Source organism: Sulfitobacter sp. M39 (assembly GCF_021735935.1).
In the GTDB taxonomy this organism is placed as follows: Bacteria; Pseudomonadota; Alphaproteobacteria; order Rhodobacterales; family Rhodobacteraceae; genus Sulfitobacter.
Map to the genome: position 1 here is coordinate 336,727 of NZ_WMDZ01000001.1, position 18,669 is coordinate 355,395.

Genomic DNA, 18,669 nt, shown 5'->3' on the forward strand with positions numbered 1-18,669 from the left:
CCTCGTAAAATTATCCAAAACATTCTTAACGTTGGCACCCTGTGTAGGCAAAGAGGATTTGAAAAGCGACCCTTTTGAGACGTCATATGACATACTGATGGGCAATTCACGCTGGCGTTGCGAATAACACCGCTCTTGCGCCGCGTATGGCTGCTGCACTACCGTCCATCAAAACAGGAGAAAGCAGTCATGCCAGCCACGTCAGCGCGCAAGAAAATCTGGGGCTGGTATTTCTTTGACTGGGCCAGCCAACCCTATAACACGCTTCTTCTGACGTTTATTTTCGGCCCCTATTTCGCGCAAACAGCAACGGCAAATCTGGTAGATAGCGGCATGGCGCTGGATGCGGCCAAGGCGCAGGCACAGGCCTATTGGGGCTACGGGCTAACGGTTGCGGGGATCATGATCGCGATACTGGCCCCGACCCTCGGGGCGGTGGCCGATTCATCGGGCAAGCGAATGCCGTGGATCTGGCTGTTTTCGGGGCTTTATGTGGTGGGATCAGCCGCGCTTTGGTGGACCGCCCCGCAAGATTTCTCGGTCCTGTGGGCGCTCTTCTTCTTTGGCATTGGCCTGATCGGGATGGAATTCGCGACAATTTTCACCAACTCCTACCTACCCGAGCTGCATCCCGACCCGGGAGAGCGCGGGCGGCTGTCGGGGTCAGGCTGGGCTTTTGGCTATGTCGGCGGTGTTGTGGCGCTGATCGTGATGAACGCGCTGTTTCAGGCGGGTAGCAACGGGCGCACGATGGCGGGGCTGAGCCCGCTCTTCGGGCTGGACCCCGCGACCAAAGCCGATACGCGCATCGTCGGGCCGCTGACCGCAATCTGGTACGCGGTCTTTATGATCCCCTTCTTTCTTTATGTGCGCGATACGCCGGTGACCGGCGCGGCGCGCTACCGTGTGGGGCAAGGGCTTTCTGATCTGTGGGTCACGCTCAAGAACCTGCCGCGCCACCCGTCGCTGCTGGCCTACTTGGGGTCATCCATGTTTTACCGCGATGCGCTTAACGGAATGTACACATTCGGCGGGATATACGCGCTTGGCGTATTGAACTGGAGCATTATTGATATTGGCGTGTTCGGGATACTTGCCGCGATTTCAGGCGCGGTGTTCTGCTGGGTGGGCGGGCGTGTGGATCGTGCGATTGGGCCGATGCCTGTGATCGTCACATGCTGTCTGATCCTGATTGCAACGGCTGTGCTGATCATCTCGCTGACGCCCAATTCGATCATGGGTATCACGCTGGCCGAAGGATCCTCCGCGCCCGACATCGCCTTTTACATCGCTGGCGCGTTGATCGGTGCGGCGGGCGGGGCGCTGCAGGCATCGTCGCGCAATATGCTGACCCGTCAGGGCAACCCCGACCGCATGACAGAAGCGTTTGGCCTTTACGCGCTGTCGGGCAAAGCGACCTCGTTTCTGGCCCCTGCGCTGATCGCCATCGCAAGCGACGTATCCGGCAGCCAACGGATCGGGATCGCCCCTGTAGTAGGGCTGTTCATCATCGGCCTGGTTCTGTTAGTCTGGGTGAAACCGAACGGAGATTTCGCGAAATGATCCTGACACGAATCCTCACTTGTACCGCGCTGGCCCTTACGCTGGCGGCCTGCGGCGGGTCACCGTCCAAGCCGAATGCGGAAGCGTCCAAAATCCTGCCGACCATCGGGTCGTCGGGGGGCGCGCGAAGCAACATTCAGGCCAAGAAGCTTTTCGGCGCGAAAGCCGATGGGTCCCGGCAGTCTTCCGCCGCTTACGGCAGCTATTCAAAAGGCTGCGTCGCGGGGGCGCAACAACTGGCGGAAACGGGGCCGACCTGGCAAGCGATGCGCCTGTCGCGCAACCGCAACTGGGGCCACCCAGAGATGATCGATTACATCAAAACGCTCAGCGCGAAGGCCGCGCAGCAACCCGGATGGGAAGGGCTGTATGTCGGCGATATCAGCCAGCCCCGTGGCGGCCCGATGCTGACAGGGCACGCCAGCCACCAGATGGGTCTGGACGCCGATTTCTGGATGCTTCCGCCCAAGTCGCTGTCGCTCAGCCGGGCAGAGCGTGAAAGTATTTCGTCTATTTCCATGCGGCGCACACGTGGTGCCTATGTGAACAACAGCTGGACCCCGCAGCACCATCAGGTGCTCAAGGCCGCGGCATCTGATCCCCGCGTGGCGCGCATCTTTGTTTTCCCCGGGGCCAAGGTGCAGATGTGTGCCGACGAAAAGGGCGACCGCAGCTGGCTGCGCAAAATCCGCCCTTGGTACGGACACCACTATCATTTCCACGTCCGGCTGAGCTGCCCCAAAGGGGCGACCGGCTGCGTTAATCAGGATCCGCCACCTGCGGGCGATGGCTGCGCCGATGCGCGTCAGTGGCAGGCGAATATCCTGAACCCGCCCCCCCCGAACCCCAATGCGCCCAAGCGTAAGCCAAAGCGCGAACTGCTGCTTGCTGACCTGCCAGCGCAATGCCAATCCGTGCTGGATTCGAACTAAGCTTGCTACAGATCCTTTTTGCCCTCGGCTTTGCCTCCGCTGCTTTTGCAGCGGGTGCAAATGGCCCTATCGCGCAGCATCAACAGTTGACGTGGGAGCATGACGCCCCCTGGTTCGGTGGCCTGTCCGGTGTTGAAATGCGCGCGAATGGCAAACAGCTTACCGCGATCAGTGACCGCGGGCGGATCATCGTGGCCGACCTGTCGCGCGACGCGCTTGGCACGCTGACGGGGATGGAGATCATCCATTCCGTCGCGCTGCGCGATAAGAACGGCGCGGTGATGGACAAACCCGAGGCCGACGCCGAAGGTCTGGCGATTGCGCCGGATGGCAGCATCTATATCAGCTACGAAGGCGATCATCGCATCGCGCGTACCAACCTGGCCGATGGCACCCCTTTGCAATTCATCGCCCCGCCCGAGGGCGCATTGCTGCGCGACAACGCCGGGTTCGAGGCTTTGGCCGTTGATGCAGCAGGCGCGCTTTATGCCCTGCCCGAAGATAACCGCGGCGATCAGATCCCGCTGTACAAATACCAAGACGGCACGTGGCGCATCGCCGCCTACCTCGAGAATGACAGCCCCTTTGTCCCTGTGGGTGCGGATTTCGACGACGAAGGTCGGTTGTATCTGCTGGAGCGTACGGTCACCCCGCTGGGGTTTCGCACACGCTTGCGGCGGATCGAACTCTCTGGGGATCAGTCCAGCGCGGTGACGCTGCTGCAAACCCTGCCCGCGCGATATGACAACCTAGAGGCCCTGACCGTTTGGCGCGACGCCATCGGGCGTACGCGGGTGATGATGATATCAGACGATAATTTCCTCTCCGTGCAGGAAACCCAAGTGATCGAGCTGACGATAACGCAATAGCTTGCGCGGATGCCCCGCCTTCCCTACAACGCATGACGTCTGCGATCCCCGCAGGCCAAGTCGCCGCACCCTTGCAAAAAACGGTTTCAAATATGACACGCACCTACCTTCCCGGCATTCTTGCCATGGCCGCCATCGTTGTGGCCTCCAATATTCTTGTTCAGTTCCTCTTTGGCCAATGGCTGACCTGGGGCGCGTTCACCTATCCGCTGGCGTTTCTGGTCACCGACGTGATGAACCGCGTTTACGGCAAGGATGCCGCGCGCCGTGTCGTGCTGGTGGGCTTTGTCGTCGGGCTGGTCTGTTCGTTGATCGGGACACAGATCATGGGCGAATTCGGGCCGTTGGTGACCCTGCGCATCGCGATCGGGTCCGGTGTGGCATTCCTCGTGGCGCAATTGGTCGATGTCGCGATCTTCTCTGCGCTGCGCGATGGCACGTGGTGGCGTGCGCCTTTGGCCAGCACGCTGGTCAGCAGCACGCTTGATACGTTGCTGTTTTTCTCGATCTCATTTTCTGGTGCCCTGTCGTTCCTACATCCTGCAACCGATGTGTCCTGGGCGGCCGAAATGTTGCCATTGCTCGGCAGCGGCCCGCTCGCGCCGCTTTGGGTATCGCTGGCCGCTGCAGACTGGTCTGTGAAACTCGGGATTGCGCTGATTGCCCTGATCCCCTTCCGCATCATCACTGCACAACTTTTGACCCGCAGTTGATGGGCACCCTTTTGTGAACAGTGACGGGTGCAGAAAACGTTTTGCGTTTTCAGATTACTGTGCCAGTCTTCAAGTGAGTTCAACAAATGTAAAGGAGGTGATCCAGTGTCAAGAACGGTATTGGAGCGAGGTGTCGGAACAGCTTGGGAGGTATCCCGTTAGGGCAGCCCCTGACGGTTGAAACAACCCGGGTGGATCGCCGATCTAACCGATCCCACCTCCTTAAACCATTCGATTGGGCCGCTCCGCACCGGGGCGGCCCTTTTCGTATCTGGGCGTTCCCCTTTCCCTTGGGTCTGCGCGATGCGATAGTCGCCATGAAGGAGAGTTTGATGCTGCGGATCACGGACGAGATTGCCATTCAGGACTGGGAGCTGACGGAAAGCTTCATGCGTGCCTCCGGGCCCGGCGGTCAGAATGTGAACAAGGTCTCAAGCGCCGTGGAACTGCGGTTCGAGGCCGCGACCTCCCCTTCTATTCCTACGCCGGTCAAAAACCGTCTGCGCAGACTCGCGGGCCGTCGCTGGACGACCGAGGGCGCGTTGGTGCTGCAATGTGACGAAACCCGAAGTCAGGTCCGCAACCGCGAGATTATCCGCGAGCGCCTGAAGGAACTGATCACCGCGGCGTTGAAACCGCCCAAAAAGCGTATCCCGACACGCCCCACGCTCGGCTCGAAGAAACGCCGGCTGAAGGCGAAAAAGACGCGGGGCGAGGTGAAGGCGCTGCGCGGGCGGGTTGATCCGCCGGAATAGCCGGCCGCGGGGGCCTGCCCTGCGCCGCCGTTCCATCATTTCTATAGCATCACCCCTATCTCGCCGTTTTTTGCCGGTATCCGCCCCCTATCGGCAAATCGCCGCCAGAGGGCTGAAACCGCGTCGGAACGGATCGCCGTGGCCCCGTGTTCCCCTCGCAGACATACAAGCGATGTCTGGTAGTAAATCTAAGGAGAACTCAGATGAAACTTACGACCACAACACTGATCGCGACCCTGATGGCCACCGGCGTTTCCACCGCAGCGATGGCACAAACCTCTGTTGATGGTGCCGTTGGCGGCGCAGCAGACGTAGGGTCGGGCATCAGCGCTGACGTTGGCGCATCCGGTTCACTATCCACCGATTCCACCAAAAACCAGGCCAAAGACGCCGTGACAGATACAGGAAAAACCGCGCAGGCAAACTATGGTCAGTTGATCCAGGAACTGCGCGCCGGTGCCGAAACGGACACGCAGACCCAAGCTGAAATTGACGCTTTTGATACCGACGCCAAGCTGGATGTTGTGACCGTGTCAGAGTTGAAGGCGTCCAAACAGGGCACCACAACCGCGCTGGACGACGCGCTGGACGCACAGGCCGAGGCCGTTGACGACATGCGCGCATCTGTTGATGCCAATGCTGATCTGAGCGCAGAGCTGGAAGCCGAAGGCTTTACCTCGGAAGAGGTCGTGGCCGTGCGCGGTAACGGTATGGGCGGGCTGACGCTGATTGTTGACGACCGCGGCTAATCTATCCGCAGATATGCCCCGCCCCCACGCAGGCGGCATAAAGCAGAGGGGCCGGTGAGAAACCACTGGCCCCCTTTTGCCGTCGGATCAGACGATAACTTTTTGAGCCGCCTGATCGCCGACGCCAAAGACACGTTTGTACCGGTCGATCTCTGACTGCGGGCCCATTGCTTTGTTAGGGTTATCCGACAGCTTCACCGTCGGGCTGCCGTTCGCCTTTACCGCTTTGCACACCAACGAAAACGGGGCGAGCGCATCGTCAGGCACCAGCCCGCGGAAATCATTTGTCAGCAAGGTGCCCCACCCAAAGGAGGCTTTGACCTTGCCCGCAAACTGGCGATGCAGTTCCTTGATCTTTGCGACATCCAGACCGTCGCTGAAAATAACCCGCTTTTCGCTGGGGTCTTCGCCGCGGGACTTCCACCAGTCGATCGCGGTCTGTGCCGCCACCGCCGGATCCCCGCTGTCGACGCGGATGCCGGTCCAGCCCGCCAGCCAGTCGGGCGCGTTATCCAGAAAGCCTTTCGTGCCGTAAGTATCCGGCAGAATGATACGCAGGTTGCCTTCGTGTTCATCGTGCCAGTCTTGCAGAACGTCATAGGGCGCTTGCGCAAGTGCGGCGTCGTCCTTAGCCAATGCGGCGTAGACCATCGGCAGTTCATGCGCGTTGGTGCCGATCGCCTCTACCTCTCGGCTCATGGCGATTTTGCAGTTTGACGTACCGGTAAAGGCGTCGCCCAAGCCTTCCTGCATGGCCTGCACGCACCAATCCTGCCACAGGAACGAATGGCGGCGACGGGTGCCGAAATCGGCGATGGACAGATCGGGAATTTCCCGCAGGGCTTCGATCTTTTCCCAGACACGGGTCATGCCGCGCGCATAGAGCACCTGCAGCTCGAACCGGCCCATACGGTCCAGCACGGCGCGGCTGCGTAGTTCCATCAGGACGGCAAGCGCGGGGATTTCCCACAGCATCACCTCGGGCCACGACCCTTCAAATGTTAGCTCGTATTGGTCGCCCTTACGCTCAAGATGATAGGGCGGCAGGCGCAGGTTCTCGAACCATTCCATGAAATCGGGGCGGAACATCTGGCGCTTGCCGTAAAAGGTATTGCCGCGCAGCCAAGTGCTTTCCCCACGGCTGAGTGACAGTGACCGGATGTGATCAAGCTGTTCGCGCAGCTCGCCTTCGTCAATGAGATCGGCCAGCGGGATATGCTTGGAACGGTTGATCAGGCTGAATGTGACTTGTGTTTCCGGCTTGTTGCGAAAAACCGACTGGCACATCAACAGCTTATAGAAGTCCGTATCGATCAGGGACCGCACGATAGGGTCGATCTTCCACTTGTGGTTCCAGACGCGGCTTGCAATGTCGACCATGTTCAAAGCTCCCTTAGGCGGTGTGTTTGTGGCCCATCCATCTTGTACGGGCAAGGGAATTGCCGCTGACACAGTGCAAAACCTGTGGTAATCCACCGACTTAACCCCTTTAGGAGCGCTGCTAGATGCTGGAATGGCCCAATCTCTTGCGAGAGTTGATTACACTGTTTGTCGTGATCGACCCTATTGGCAGCCTTCCCGTCTTTCTTTTCGCGACGGCCAATGTGCCACAACGACTGCACAAAAGCTTTGCGCTGCGGGCCGTGCTGGTGGCCGGACTTGTCTTGCTTGGGTTTCTGGCGGGCGGGCAATATCTGCTTGAGAACCTTGGGCTGCGGCTGGGGTCGTTTCAGGTCGCGGGCGGGATTATCCTGTTCCTCTTCGCGCTCAGCATGATTTTCGGCGACCCGAAACCGACACAGGAAATCGAGGCAGCAGAGCGGGATCATCTCGCCGGTGCGGTCTTTCCGCTCGCCATGCCGTCTATCGCCTCTCCCGGAGCGATGCTGGCGATTGTGATCCTGACTGACAATCACACCAACCAGATATCAGACCAGCTGGTCACGGCGGGCCTGCTGGTGGTCGTGCTGCTGTTCACGCTTGTGCTTCTGTTGCTCGCAGGGCGGATCGGTCACCTGATGGGGACCACAGGCGCCAGCGTGATCAGCCGCGTCATGGGGATCATTCTGGCGACCGTCGCGGTGGATGCCACGCTTGGCGGGCTGGATGCGCTGGATATCCTCAACATCGCCCCCGTCGAAGACGCCCCGCTTAGCGCAGAGTAACCCCCGCCGTCGTCATCGCCTCGCGCGCGGCAGAAAGCGACCCGTCCAGGTCAATTGCACGACACAGGTCCAAACGGACCTCGACATCAAAGCCCAGCTTCGCCGCGTCCACGGCGGAGAAGTTAACGCAGAAATCAAGCGCCAGACCTACCATCGTCAGCTTGGTTATGCCGCGTGTCCGCAAATACCCTTCAAGCCCGGTAGGCGTTTTGTGGTCATTTTCGAAGAACGCAGAATAGCTGTCGATGGCGGGGTTATACCCTTTACGAATGATCATATCGGCACGGGTTTGATCCAGCTGCGGATGGAACGCAGCCCCGTCGCTGCCTTGGACGCAATGATCCGGCCACAGCACCTGCGCGCCATAGGGCATCTGCGTTACCTCGAACGGCGCCTTATCCGCATGGGATGACGCAAAGGAGGAATGGCCCGCCGGATGCCAATCCTGCGTCAGAACCACCGCATCCGCCTGCCCCATCAGCGCGTTGATCCCGTCGACGATCGCGTCGCCGTCTGTCACCGCAAGGGCTCCGCCGGGGCAGAAATCATTTTGCACATCAATCACGATCAGGGCGTGGGTCATATCGGGTTCCTCATGGGCCAGCTTGTGCCAAGGGACATAACACGGCGGGTGCGGCACGGCACCCCCTTGCCTGAACCGCCGCATGGGCGTATCTCAGCGCGCATGTATACCATTGCCGCCCTCTATCATTTCAGCCGTTTTGACGCGCCTGACGCCCTGCGCCCGCCGTTGATTGCGCTTTGTGCGCAGCATGACGTCAAAGGCACGCTGCTGGTCGCCGCCGAAGGCATCAACGGCACCATCGCCGGCCCCCGTGCGGGGATCGACGCGGTCATTGCGCATATCCGTGCCCTGCCGGGCTGCGCCGATCTTGAGTGGAAGGAAAGCACCGCCACAACGCCGCCCTTCGGCAAGATGAAGGTCCGCCTGAAGCGCGAGATCGTGACCATGGGTCAGCCCGATGTCGATCCGCTGGCCAAGGTCGGGCATTACGTCGATCCCGCTGATTGGAACGATCTGATCGGTCGCGACGATGTTGCCGTGATCGACACGCGCAATGATTATGAGGTCGCGATCGGCACCTTCGACGGGGCCATCGACCCGGAAACCCAAAGCTTTGGCGAATTCCCCGCCTGGTGGGAGGCGAATAAGGACCGGTTTCACAACAAGAAAATCGCGATGTTCTGCACCGGCGGTATCCGGTGTGAGAAATCGACGAACTACCTGATCGGCCAAGGGGTGGAGGATGTGTTCCACCTCAAGGGGGGCATCCTCAAGTACCTTGAAGACGTCCCCGAAGAGCAAAGCAGCTGGAAAGGCGATTGCTTTGTCTTTGACAACCGCGTCAGCGTTGGTCACGGGCTGAAAGAAGGGCCGCATATGCTGTGCCATGGCTGCCGTCGCCCGATCCTGCCCGAAGATACCGCAAAGCCCGGATACGAGGCCGGCGTCAGCTGCCCGCAGTGCGTCGGCGAAACCTCTGACGCGGATAAGGCGCGGTTCCGCGAGCGCCAGCAGCAGATGACGCTTGCCAAAGCGCGCGGCGAAACCCACCGCAGCTGATCACGCTGTCGGCCCGCCCTGTTCCAAGCGCGGGCCTGTGGTGCAGGTTAAGCCCCGAACCCTTCGCGCCCGATAGAGACATAGGCCGAGAAACCGGCGCGTTTGGCATCTTTCGGGCTGTAGATATTGCGCAGATCTGCCATCGCAGGGGTCGCCATGCGCTTGGCCATCCGCTTGAGGTCCAGCGCGCGGAATTCGTTCCACTCCGTCAGAATGACCAGCGCATCCGCATTTTGTGCGGCCTTATAGGCATCCTCCAGCCACGACACGCCCGGCAGCAAGGCTTCGCCCTCGCGTTTGCCCTGCGGATCAACCACACGCACCTTGGCCCCGTTGCCGACCAGCGATGGCACAATCGTCAAGCTGGGAGAGTCGCGCATATCGTCGGTGTTGGGCTTGAACGTTACCCCCAGCACCGCGATGGTCTTGCCGTTTACCGACCCGCCACAGATGTCGACAACCTTGTCGATCATCCGGCGTTTAACCTCGTCGTTCACCTTGATCACGGTTTCGGTCAGCTGCATCGGCACCGAATGATCCTGCCCCATCCGCGCCAAGGCCTGCGTGTCTTTTGGGAAGCAGCTACCGCCATAGCCCGGGCCCGCATGCAGGAACTTGGACCCGATCCGGTTATCCAGCCCCATGCCTTTCGACACCATTTTCACATCCGCACCAGTGCGTTCACACAAGGCCGCGATTTCATTGATAAAGGTAATCTTGGTCGCCAAAAACGCGTTGGCGGCGTATTTGATCATCTCTGCGCTTTCCAGATCCGTCGACATGATCGAAAACTCGCGCAGCGAGAGCGGGCGGTAGATGTCCTTCATCACCTGTTCGGCGCGTTCATTCTGCGTGCCTACAACCACGCGGTCGGGGCGCATAAAGTCGTCAATCGCAGCCCCTTCCCGTAGGAATTCGGGGTTCGACGCGACATCGAAATCGGCGTTGGGATTGGCTTTGGCGACGACCTGTTTGACCTGACGGTTGGTGCCCACAGGCACAGTCGATTTGGTGACGATCACCGCATAACCCGTCAGGACAGAGGCGATCTCTTCTGCGGCGGCCATGACGTAAGTCAGATCCGCATGCCCGTCCCCGCGCCGGGTCGGCGTCCCAACCGCGATAAACACGGCATCCGCACCATCCACTGCGCCGGCAAGATCCCCGGTGAAAGACAGACGACCCGCTGCAACGTTCTTGGCCATCAAGTCATCAAGGCCAGGTTCGTAGATCGGGACGATGCCCTTTTCCAACTTCTCGATTTTAGACGGGTCTTTGTCGACACAGACAACTTCATGTCCGAAATCCGAGAAACAAACACCCGAGACCAAACCGACATAGCCGGTGCCAATCATCGCAATCTTCATGAAACTTTATCCTAAATCAATTTGACAGTCAGCAAGCCAAGCCAGCCGGTGCACCCACATCTAGTGATCTGACAGCGCAAAACCAAGATAGGCAAATGGCATCAGAAGCCGGCGCAAGCGCCCCAGCTCGAACTTTCGCAGCCGCTTTTGCATGACCTGAGGGTAGGGCCGGTCGATGGGTTTGCCCATCACCAGATCCGCGACCAGCCCGCCCGAATAGCTACCCATTGCAACACCATTCCCATGATAACAAAGGCTTGCATAGACGGCACCGGGGTCAGGGAGCTTGCCGACAAAGGGCATTTGCGCGCGCGATAGACATACCATACCCGACCATTGGTAGGGTGTCTCAACGTCTTTCCACGCCGGGAAAAACTTTTCGAAATCGCGGCGCACACGCGCAATGGCGCGCGCCTCTGCCGCTTTGCCCGTCACCAAGCCGCCGCGCATGCCAAACAACATCCGGCGATCCGGCATCAGCCTGAAATAATGCAGCAAATTGCGCGTATCTGCGGACATATAATCGCTCTTCCACCCCGCGGCATCAAGCTCTGCCTCGGTCAGGGGGCGGGACACAAGGACGGTCGACTGCGTGGGCATATAGCGCGCAGACAGCCCCGGCACCAAATCTTCCGAGGAATACCCGTTGGTAGCGACAATCACTTTCTGTGCAAGCACCCTGCCCTTGGGCGTTCGAACGTCGTGACCCTGCGCCGCCTGCCGCACCTCAAGCGCAGGCGTATCATGGTAAATCACCGCACCCGCCTTTTCCGCCGCCGCGGCAAGGCCGATCACGTATTTCCGCGGGTTCAGCGCAAAGCCCGCCGGAATATGCAGTGCCCCGTGGAACGGCCCCGAAAGCCCATGCGGCGCGAAATCTGCGGGATCAATAAGCCGCGCCTCTAGCCCGTAGTTTTCTCGCACCTCGCGGGCGCGCGTGCGGAAATCCTCCATATCTTTGGGCCGATGCGCCAGCTCGATCTCCCCGTCGGAGTGGCGGTCAACGTCGATCCCATGCCGCGTGATCAACGCATCAACAAAGTTGATCGCCGCTAGCTCAGCCGCGCGAAAGCGCAACCGATCCTCGCGCCCCGCAAGCTTGTCCAGCGCGGCATCACTTAGCCGTCCGCCCCCAAGGCAGCAGAAGCCCCCATTGCGGCCCGACGCGCCCCAGCCGACGTATCGATTTTCCAGCACGACCGCCGAATATCCAGCCTCCGCAAGGCGCAACGCGGCAGAGAGCCCTGTAAAGCCGCCGCCCACAATCGCCACGTCACAGGATACGTCACCTTCCAACGCAGATCTATCGGCAGGGGCGCAGGTTTGATCCCACCAACAATTTTCCCTTGGCGCATCTGTATAGGCAAAATCGTTAAATATTCGTTTCATGCCGCAGCTCTTTTCATACCGCGGCGCGTTCTGCCGCCTGCACATCGCGTTGCGCCCTGATCGCCTTGCGCTTCGAGACCAGCGACGCCGTGATAACCCCGAATGTCACGATACCGATCATGATGGTTGATAATGCGTTAATCTCGGGGGAGACGCCAAGACGCACCGCGCTCCAGATCTTGATCGGCAGGGTTGTGGAGGACGGGCCCGTGGTAAATGAAGCGATAACAAGGTCGTCCAGCGAGAGCGTGAACGCCAACAGCCATCCCGATATGACCGCCGGCGCGATGATCGGCAAGGTCACCAAACGGAAGGCGTCGAAAGGCGAACAGCCAAGGTCCAGTGCCGCTTCCTCCAGCGATCGGTCAAAAGTCACCAGCCGCGATGACACGACCACTGACACGTAGCACATCGAAAAGGTCGTGTGTGCCAGCACGATGGTCAGCGTCCCCCGATCCAGCCCGATCCCGATAAACAGAAGCAACAGCGACAGGCCGGTAATCACCTCCGGCATGACCAGCGGCGCGTAGATCATGCCAGAGAAGAGCGTACGCCCTGCAAACCGCCCCCCGCGCACAAGGATGTATGCCGCCATCGTCCCCAACACCGTTGCCAGCGTAGAGGATGCCACCGCGACCTTCAGCGTTACCATCGCAGCATTCAGAAATGCCTCATTCTGAAGCAGCTCGCCGTACCATTTGGTCGAGAAACCGGCCCAGACAGTCACCAGTTTCGAACTGTTAAAACTGTAGATGACCAACAGGATCATCGGCAGATAAAGAAAAGCAAACCCGAGGGTGAGCGACGTAATATTGAACCAGCTTGCGCGTCTCATGCCTCCACCTCGGCCTGACGTTGCTGGTTGCGCTGGAACAGAACGATTGGAACGATCAATATCAGTAGCAGGATCACCGCCACCGCGCTCGCGACGGGCCAGTCGCGGTTGTTAAAGAACTCCTCGAACAAGACCTTGCCGATCATCAACGTCCCTGAACCGCCCAACAAAGAGGGGATAACAAATTCGCCCAGCGCGGGGATAAAGACCAGGAAACACCCTGCAATGATCCCGTTGCGAGACAAAGGTATCGTGACCAGCCAGAATGCCTTTAACCGTGAACATCCCAGATCTTCAGCGGCCTCGATCAAGGATTCGTCCAACCGATCTAGCGCGGCGTAGATCGGTAGAATCATGAATGGCAGATAAGTGTAAACAATTCCTATATAGACCGCGGTCGTCGTGTTCATGATCGTCAAAGGCGTATCGATGATGCCCAACCACAGCAGGAATTGGTTCAAAAGCCCCTCATTACTCAGAATACCGACCCACGCGTAAACGCGGATCAGGAAGCTGGTCCAAAAGGGCAAAATCACCAGCATCATGAGGGTCGGACGCCATTCCTCGGGCGCGCGGGCCATGCCGTAGGCCATCGGGTAGCCCACCAAAACCGCTAAAACCGTAGATATTAACGCAATCTTCAAACTGCTTAGGTACGCCTTCCAGTAGAGATCGTCCGAAGCAAGAAAGGTAAAGTTTTCCAGATCGAATGCCGCAAACATCGCCCAGATCCCGTCCTTCGCCGTCGGGGAGTATGGAGGAATCGACAAAGCCAGATCAGAGAGAGAAATTTTAAAAACAATGATGAAAGGAATGAAAAACAGCGCGAGCAACCAGGCATAGGGCACCGCGATAAGGAAGAAGCGACGCATATTCATCGCTCCAACAGGACGCCGGCGGTGGCGCTCCATGAAATCCAGACCTTATCCTCCCACGTGATCGTGCGGCGCGACAGCCGACGCGTGTTTGCGGTCTGCGCCTTGATCACTTGTCCACCCGCCAGCTGGACATGGTAGGTGCTGAGATTGCCAAGATATGCGATGTCTAGAACGGTGCCCTGAACAACATTCTTCATTTCTGTCGGCTTCTCGGTAGAAATGGCGATCTTTTCGGGTCGGATCGCAAGATGCGCTTCCTGCCTATCACTGAACGGTCGTTCCGAAGCCGCAAGCAAGGGGGCCTCATTCGCGACCCAATCAACGTGGTACATATTCTCGCCCGCGGGCTTCACCGTGCCGGAGATAATGTTCACGTCACCGATGAAGTCAGCAACGTAGACGGAATTAGGTGCTTCGTAGATACCCCCTGGTGTGGCGACCTGGATGATCTGCCCTTCATCCATCACAGCCACGCGGCTCGCGACGGTCATCGCTTCCTCCTGATCGTGGGTAACGATAACAAAGGTGGTTCCCGTGCTTTCCTGGATATCCATCAGCTCAAACTGGGTGTCCTGACGCAGCTTTTTGTCCAGCGCGCCAAGCGGTTCGTCCAGTAGCAAAAGCTTCGGGGCTTTGGCGAGGGACCGCGCAAGCGCGACCCGTTGACGTTGCCCCCCCGAAATCTGGTGGGGTTTGCGTTTGGCAAATTTGGTAAGGCGCGTCAGCTTGAGCATCTCTTCAACGCGTGCGGCGATATCTGCCTTGGACATATCCCCTCGTTTCAACCCAAAGGCGATATTTTCCCAGACAGACAGATGTGGAAACAGGGCATAGGACTGAAACATCATGTTCACCGCCCGCTTGTTCGGCGGGATGCCCGCGATATTCTTACCCGCCAATTCGATCTTGCCCGCGCTTGGGTTTTCAAACCCGGCAAGCATGCGCATCATCGTTGTTTTACCGCAGCCCGAAGGCCCCAGCAGTGCAAAGAACTCGCTTTCATAAATACTCAAAGACAGATCATCGATCGCAACGAAATCGCCAAAACGCTTTGTCACATTCTCGAAGCGGATAAGCGGCTTTTCGTTCGGGTCATCCCACGGGGCGAAAACGGGTTGGCTCACTTTGATCTATCCTTTGCACAGCGTTTACCCCTCCGGGTGGAGGGGTCCGGTAGTTCGGGTCAAAACCGGTAAGGCTTTGACCCGATGCGATTTTAGATACCAGATTTGATCTTCGTCCACATACGCGTGACGACACGCTGTACCTTGGGCGAATAGGAAGAAATGGTATACAGGTTTTCCAGCGTGGCTTCGTCTGGGTAAATCGCTGTGTCCCCGATCACGTCCTCGGCAAGGAACTCCTGGCTCGCCTTGTTGCCGTTCGCATAGTAAACGTAGTTCGAGGCGGCGGCCATGTTCTCTGGTTCCATCATGAAATTCAAGAACTTATGCGCCCCATCCGGGTTTGGCGCATCCGCTGGAATGGCCATATTGTCGAACCACATCAACGCCCCTTCTTTTGGCGCGTAGTAGGCGATTTCGACACCGTTATCCGCCTCGGCCGCGCGGTCACGCGATTGTAGAATGTCACCCGACCAGCCGAAGGCAACGCAGATATCACCGTTGGCCAGTGCGTTAATATACTCCGAGCTGTGGAACTTTTGAACGTGGGGGGCAACCGCCGTCAAAACAGGCTCCGCCTTAGCGATCACGTCAGGGTCCTGGGATTGGGGATCTTCGCCCAGAAACTTCAGCGCCGCGGGGATCATTTCTGTCGGAGCGTCAAGGAAATGGACGCCACATTCAGCCAGCTTTTCCATGTTCTCGGGCTTGAATACGAGGTCTAGCGAATCAACAGGGGCATCTTCGCCCAGCACTTCCTTAACCTTGGTCATGTTAACGCCAAGCCCAGTGGTGCCCCACATATAGTTAACGGCATATTCATTACCGGGGTCGTATTTCGATACGCGGTCCTCGATCACGTCCCACATGTTGGCGATGTTCGGCAGCTTGTCTTTGTCGAGCTTCTGGAAAACCCCCGCCGTGATCTGGCGTTCAAGGAAGGTACCGGTCGGGACAACCACGTCGTAGCCGGACCCGCCTGCAAGCATCTTGGTTTCAAGCACTTCGTTACTGTCAAACACGTCATAGATCAGATCAATGCCGGTTTCTGTTTCAAATTTCTGCAACAGGTCTTCGTCGATGTAGTCGGACCAGTTATAGACCCGCACCTCTTCACCCAAGGCGCTGGTGGCGATCAATGCCGTTGCTGCGATTGAACTGAGCAAGCTATATTTCATTGTCATCTCCCGTTGTGTAGGCTCAGTTGATCCGAACCTTTCGTCAATTTGATCAAGTTTTGCGTCATGCGACAAGATCATTTATAATTTTACGCAGGTGCATGCCGTGGTTCAAAATGTGGTTGAGTACAATTTAGGCAAATTTGATGAACTTAAATTCCGCTGACCTTGCGTCGCAAAAGCCTTTGGAAAGCCCGGCCAAGGTGCCGGCCCATCAGCATGTCTATGAACGCGTGCGCAAGCTGATCCTGTTCGGCGACCTTGCCCCTGGTCAGGCCGTCACCATTCAAGGCCTTGCAGAAACCCTTGATGCGGGCATGACCCCAGTGCGCGAAGCGCTGCGCCGTTTGATCGCCGAAGGCGCGCTGGTGCATCAGGGCAATCGCCGCGTATCAGTGCCTGTGCTGGACCTCGAAGGGGTTAACGAGCTGGAATTCATGCGAAAAACTCTTGAAACAGAGCTTGCACAACGTGCCACAGGCCGCATGTCAGAGACTGTTTTAAACGAACTTGCACAGGTGGATGACGCGCTGAACCACGCGATTGATCGCGGGGATATCGGCGAATACCTGACCCAGAACTACCGTTTTCACACCATCATCAACGCCTGTGCAGAGGCCCCTATTCTGGCCGCGACCGTCGACCGCTTATGGCTGATGTTCGGCCCGTCGCTGCGCGTGGTCTGCGGTCGGTTTGGCACGTCGAACCTGCCAGATAAACATGCCGACTTGCTCGCGGCTTTTCGCGAAGGCGATGCGTCAAAGGCTGCGCAGGCCATGGCCGAGGATGTTTCTCAGGGCATGGTCCAGATTCGCGCCTCGCTTTGATTAAAATCTGATCGGCTGATAGCCGTTTATCATCACCACAGCAGAGCGATTCGATTGACTCTGCATAATTTGATCATATTCTGAGCCCAATCTTCCCTCCCCATTCCCAGAGGTGTTCTTTATGGCCCATATCACCAACCACATGCCCACCGCCGAGCTGCAAGCGCTTGACGCCGCGCATCACATGCACCCGTTCACCACCAATGACGAGCTTGCCGAGAAGGGCGCGCGGATTATCACCCGTGCCAAGGGCGTCTACCTGACCGACAGCGAGGGGAACGAGATCCTCGATGGGATGGCGGGTCTTTGGTGCGTCAACATCGGTTATGGCCGTCAGGAAATGGCCGATGTCGCCGCGCGCCAGATGCTCGAGCTGAACTACTACAACACGTTCTTCATGACCTCCCACGTGCCCGCCATCGCCCTTGCAAAAGAGATTGCGTCACTGGCCCCCGGCGATCTGAACCATGTGTTCTTTGCCGGGTCGGGGTCCGAAGCGAATGACACCAACATCCGGATGGTGCGCACCTATTGGGCGATGAAAGGGAAGCCAGAGAAATCCCACATCATCAGCCGCAAGAATGCCTATCACGGGTCGTCGATGGGGTCCGGCTCTCTTGGTGGCATGAGCTATATGCACGAACAGGGCGGCATGCCGATCCCCGGTATTCACCATATCAACCAGCCCGACTGGTGGGTGGAAGGTGGCGATCATACGCCCGAGGCGTTCGGCCTTGCCCGCGCGCAAGAGCTTGAAGCCAAGATCCTCGAGCTGGGGGCAGATAATGTCGCGGCGTTCATCGGTGAACCCATTCAGGGCGCGGGCGGTGTTATCGTGCCGCCAAGCACCTACTGGCCCGAAATCCAGCGTATTTGTGACAAGTACGACGTATTGATCATCGCGGACGAGGTGATCTGTGGCTTTGGCCGGACAGGCAGCTGGTTCGGGTCCGAAACCATGGGAATCAAGCCGCATATCATGACCATTGCCAAGGGCCTGAGCTCTGGCTACCAGCCGATTGGCGGGTCCATCGTTTGTGACGAGATCGCGCAGACCATCGGGTCCGGGGAGTTCAATCACGGCTATACCTATTCGGGGCACCCCGTCTGCTCGGCCGTGGCACTGGAAAACCTGCGGATTATGCAGGACGAAAAGATTCTGGATCACGTGAACAATGTTGCGGCCCCCGCCCTGAAGGAGGGGCTGGCCAAATTGGCAGAGCATCCTTTGGTCGGCACCGTCAACGTCGCGGGTCTTATGGCGTCGCTGCCGCTGTCCCCGCGCAAAGAAACGCGGTCAAAGTTCGCAGGCGATGCAGGAACCGTCGGTTATATGTGTCGTGAACGCTGCTTTGCGAATAATCTGGTGATGCGCCACGTCGGCGACCGGATGATCATCTCGCCACCGCTGGTGATCACCCCCGAAGAGATCAAAGTATTCATGACGCGCGCCACCAAAGCGCTGGATGAAACCTATACCGCGGTCAAAGAAGGCGGCCTGCTCAAGGCAGCCGAAGACCACGCGCAAGACGCTGAATCGCCGCTCGGCTAAGGCGTGACATACATTCGGGACGAGGCGCAAAGGTCGCCCGTCCCGCCGCTGGAAGCCCTGCAAGGACTTGTCTGTTTGCGACATCGGCAGTGGCTGACCAGCGCTCAAAATCGCCGGGTTCGGGGCGAGCCGCTGAGGCTTAGCCTATGGCAGATATTAACGAATTTCCCTTATTTCAAGCAGGCTGC

The 18,669-nt window shown here is 58.5% G+C and carries 18 protein-coding genes; 10 read left to right on the forward strand and 8 right to left on the reverse strand.

Going from position 1 to position 18,669, the window contains the following annotated elements:
* Window positions 1–189: 189 nt before the first annotated feature.
* From GLP43_RS01610 to GLP43_RS01635, 6 genes are all read left to right on the forward strand, one after another.
* A complete protein-coding gene (locus tag GLP43_RS01610) occupies window positions 190–1,563 on the forward strand; it encodes an MFS transporter (protein ID WP_237277942.1) in 1,374 nt (457 codons plus the stop codon).
* On the forward strand, window positions 1,560–2,495 hold the full coding sequence (gene mepA / locus GLP43_RS01615; RefSeq protein WP_237277943.1) for a penicillin-insensitive murein endopeptidase: 936 nt from the start codon (window positions 1,560–1,562) through the stop codon (window positions 2,493–2,495). The genes GLP43_RS01610 and mepA overlap by 4 nt, the downstream gene beginning before the upstream one ends.
* Window positions 2,496–2,497: 2 nt before the next feature.
* The gene (locus GLP43_RS01620) at window positions 2,498–3,364 is read left to right on the forward strand and encodes an esterase-like activity of phytase family protein (protein WP_237277944.1); all 867 of its coding nucleotides are present in this window, start codon (window positions 2,498–2,500) and stop codon (window positions 3,362–3,364) included.
* Window positions 3,365–3,456: 92 nt separating this feature from the next.
* Window positions 3,457–4,077, forward strand: coding sequence for a queuosine precursor transporter (locus GLP43_RS01625; protein ID WP_237277945.1), 621 nt, complete (start codon window positions 3,457–3,459; stop codon window positions 4,075–4,077).
* A 332-nt stretch (window positions 4,078–4,409) separates the two neighbouring features.
* Window positions 4,410–4,832, forward strand: a complete 423-nt coding sequence (gene arfB, locus GLP43_RS01630; protein WP_005850506.1) for an alternative ribosome rescue aminoacyl-tRNA hydrolase ArfB — start codon at window positions 4,410–4,412, stop codon at window positions 4,830–4,832.
* Window positions 4,833–5,035: 203 nt separating this feature from the next.
* Window positions 5,036–5,581 carry a nicotinate phosphoribosyltransferase gene (locus tag GLP43_RS01635; protein ID WP_237277946.1) on the forward strand — a complete coding sequence of 182 codons (546 nt, stop codon included), beginning with the start codon at window positions 5,036–5,038 and terminating at the stop codon, window positions 5,579–5,581.
* A gap of 87 nt (window positions 5,582–5,668) precedes the next feature.
* Here the strand turns inward: GLP43_RS01635 and pncB are convergent, their stop codons facing one another.
* Window positions 5,669–6,961, reverse strand: coding sequence for a nicotinate phosphoribosyltransferase (pncB, locus tag GLP43_RS01640; RefSeq protein WP_237277947.1), 1,293 nt, complete (start codon window positions 6,959–6,961; stop codon window positions 5,669–5,671).
* Between the two features lie 125 nt (window positions 6,962–7,086).
* On the opposite strand from pncB, the gene GLP43_RS01645 reads away from it, so the two are divergent.
* The gene (locus GLP43_RS01645) at window positions 7,087–7,746 is read left to right on the forward strand and encodes a MarC family protein (protein ID WP_237277948.1); all 660 of its coding nucleotides are present in this window, start codon (window positions 7,087–7,089) and stop codon (window positions 7,744–7,746) included.
* Here the strand turns inward: GLP43_RS01645 and pncA are convergent.
* The gene (gene pncA, locus GLP43_RS01650) at window positions 7,733–8,329 is read right to left on the reverse strand and encodes a bifunctional nicotinamidase/pyrazinamidase (RefSeq protein ID WP_237277949.1); all 597 of its coding nucleotides are present in this window, start codon (window positions 8,327–8,329) and stop codon (window positions 7,733–7,735) included. The genes GLP43_RS01645 and pncA overlap by 14 nt on opposite strands.
* Before the next feature lie 102 nt (window positions 8,330–8,431).
* On the opposite strand from pncA, the gene trhO reads away from it, so the two are divergent.
* Entirely contained in the window at window positions 8,432–9,331 is a 900-nt protein-coding gene (gene trhO / locus GLP43_RS01655; protein ID WP_237279901.1) for an oxygen-dependent tRNA uridine(34) hydroxylase TrhO, read from the forward strand.
* A 47-nt stretch (window positions 9,332–9,378) separates the two neighbouring features.
* On the opposite strand, the gene GLP43_RS01660 is transcribed toward trhO, so the two are convergent.
* The 6 genes from GLP43_RS01660 to GLP43_RS01685 form a co-directional block, all read right to left on the reverse strand.
* Window positions 9,379–10,698, reverse strand: coding sequence for a UDP-glucose dehydrogenase family protein (locus GLP43_RS01660; protein ID WP_237277950.1), 1,320 nt, complete (start codon window positions 10,696–10,698; stop codon window positions 9,379–9,381).
* Between the two features lie 60 nt (window positions 10,699–10,758).
* Window positions 10,759–12,087, reverse strand: coding sequence for an NAD(P)/FAD-dependent oxidoreductase (locus GLP43_RS01665; RefSeq protein WP_237277951.1), 1,329 nt, complete (start codon window positions 12,085–12,087; stop codon window positions 10,759–10,761).
* Window positions 12,088–12,100: 13 nt separating this feature from the next.
* Window positions 12,101–12,922, reverse strand: a complete 822-nt coding sequence (locus GLP43_RS01670) for an ABC transporter permease (protein WP_237277952.1) — start codon at window positions 12,920–12,922, stop codon at window positions 12,101–12,103.
* On the reverse strand, window positions 12,919–13,794 hold the full coding sequence (locus GLP43_RS01675; protein WP_237279902.1) for an ABC transporter permease subunit: 876 nt from the start codon (window positions 13,792–13,794) through the stop codon (window positions 12,919–12,921). The genes GLP43_RS01670 and GLP43_RS01675 overlap by 4 nt, the downstream gene beginning before the upstream one ends.
* A gap of 2 nt (window positions 13,795–13,796) precedes the next feature.
* Window positions 13,797–14,924: an ABC transporter ATP-binding protein gene (locus GLP43_RS01680; RefSeq protein ID WP_237277953.1), complete on the reverse strand. Its 1,128-nt coding sequence runs from the start codon at window positions 14,922–14,924 to the stop codon at window positions 13,797–13,799.
* A 92-nt stretch (window positions 14,925–15,016) separates the two neighbouring features.
* Window positions 15,017–16,102, reverse strand: coding sequence for a polyamine ABC transporter substrate-binding protein (locus GLP43_RS01685; protein WP_237277954.1), 1,086 nt, complete (start codon window positions 16,100–16,102; stop codon window positions 15,017–15,019).
* 146 nt (window positions 16,103–16,248) lie between these two features.
* Here GLP43_RS01685 and GLP43_RS01690 point away from each other — a divergent pair, with 146 nt between their 5' ends.
* Both GLP43_RS01690 and GLP43_RS01695 read left to right on the forward strand, forming a co-directional pair.
* Window positions 16,249–16,929 (forward strand): GntR family transcriptional regulator, encoded by a 681-nt coding sequence (locus tag GLP43_RS01690; RefSeq protein WP_237277955.1) that lies wholly within the window; start codon window positions 16,249–16,251, stop codon window positions 16,927–16,929.
* 121 nt (window positions 16,930–17,050) lie between these two features.
* Window positions 17,051–18,481: an aspartate aminotransferase family protein gene (locus GLP43_RS01695; protein ID WP_237277956.1), complete on the forward strand. Its 1,431-nt coding sequence runs from the start codon at window positions 17,051–17,053 to the stop codon at window positions 18,479–18,481.
* The last annotated feature ends 188 nt before the right edge of the window (window positions 18,482–18,669 follow it).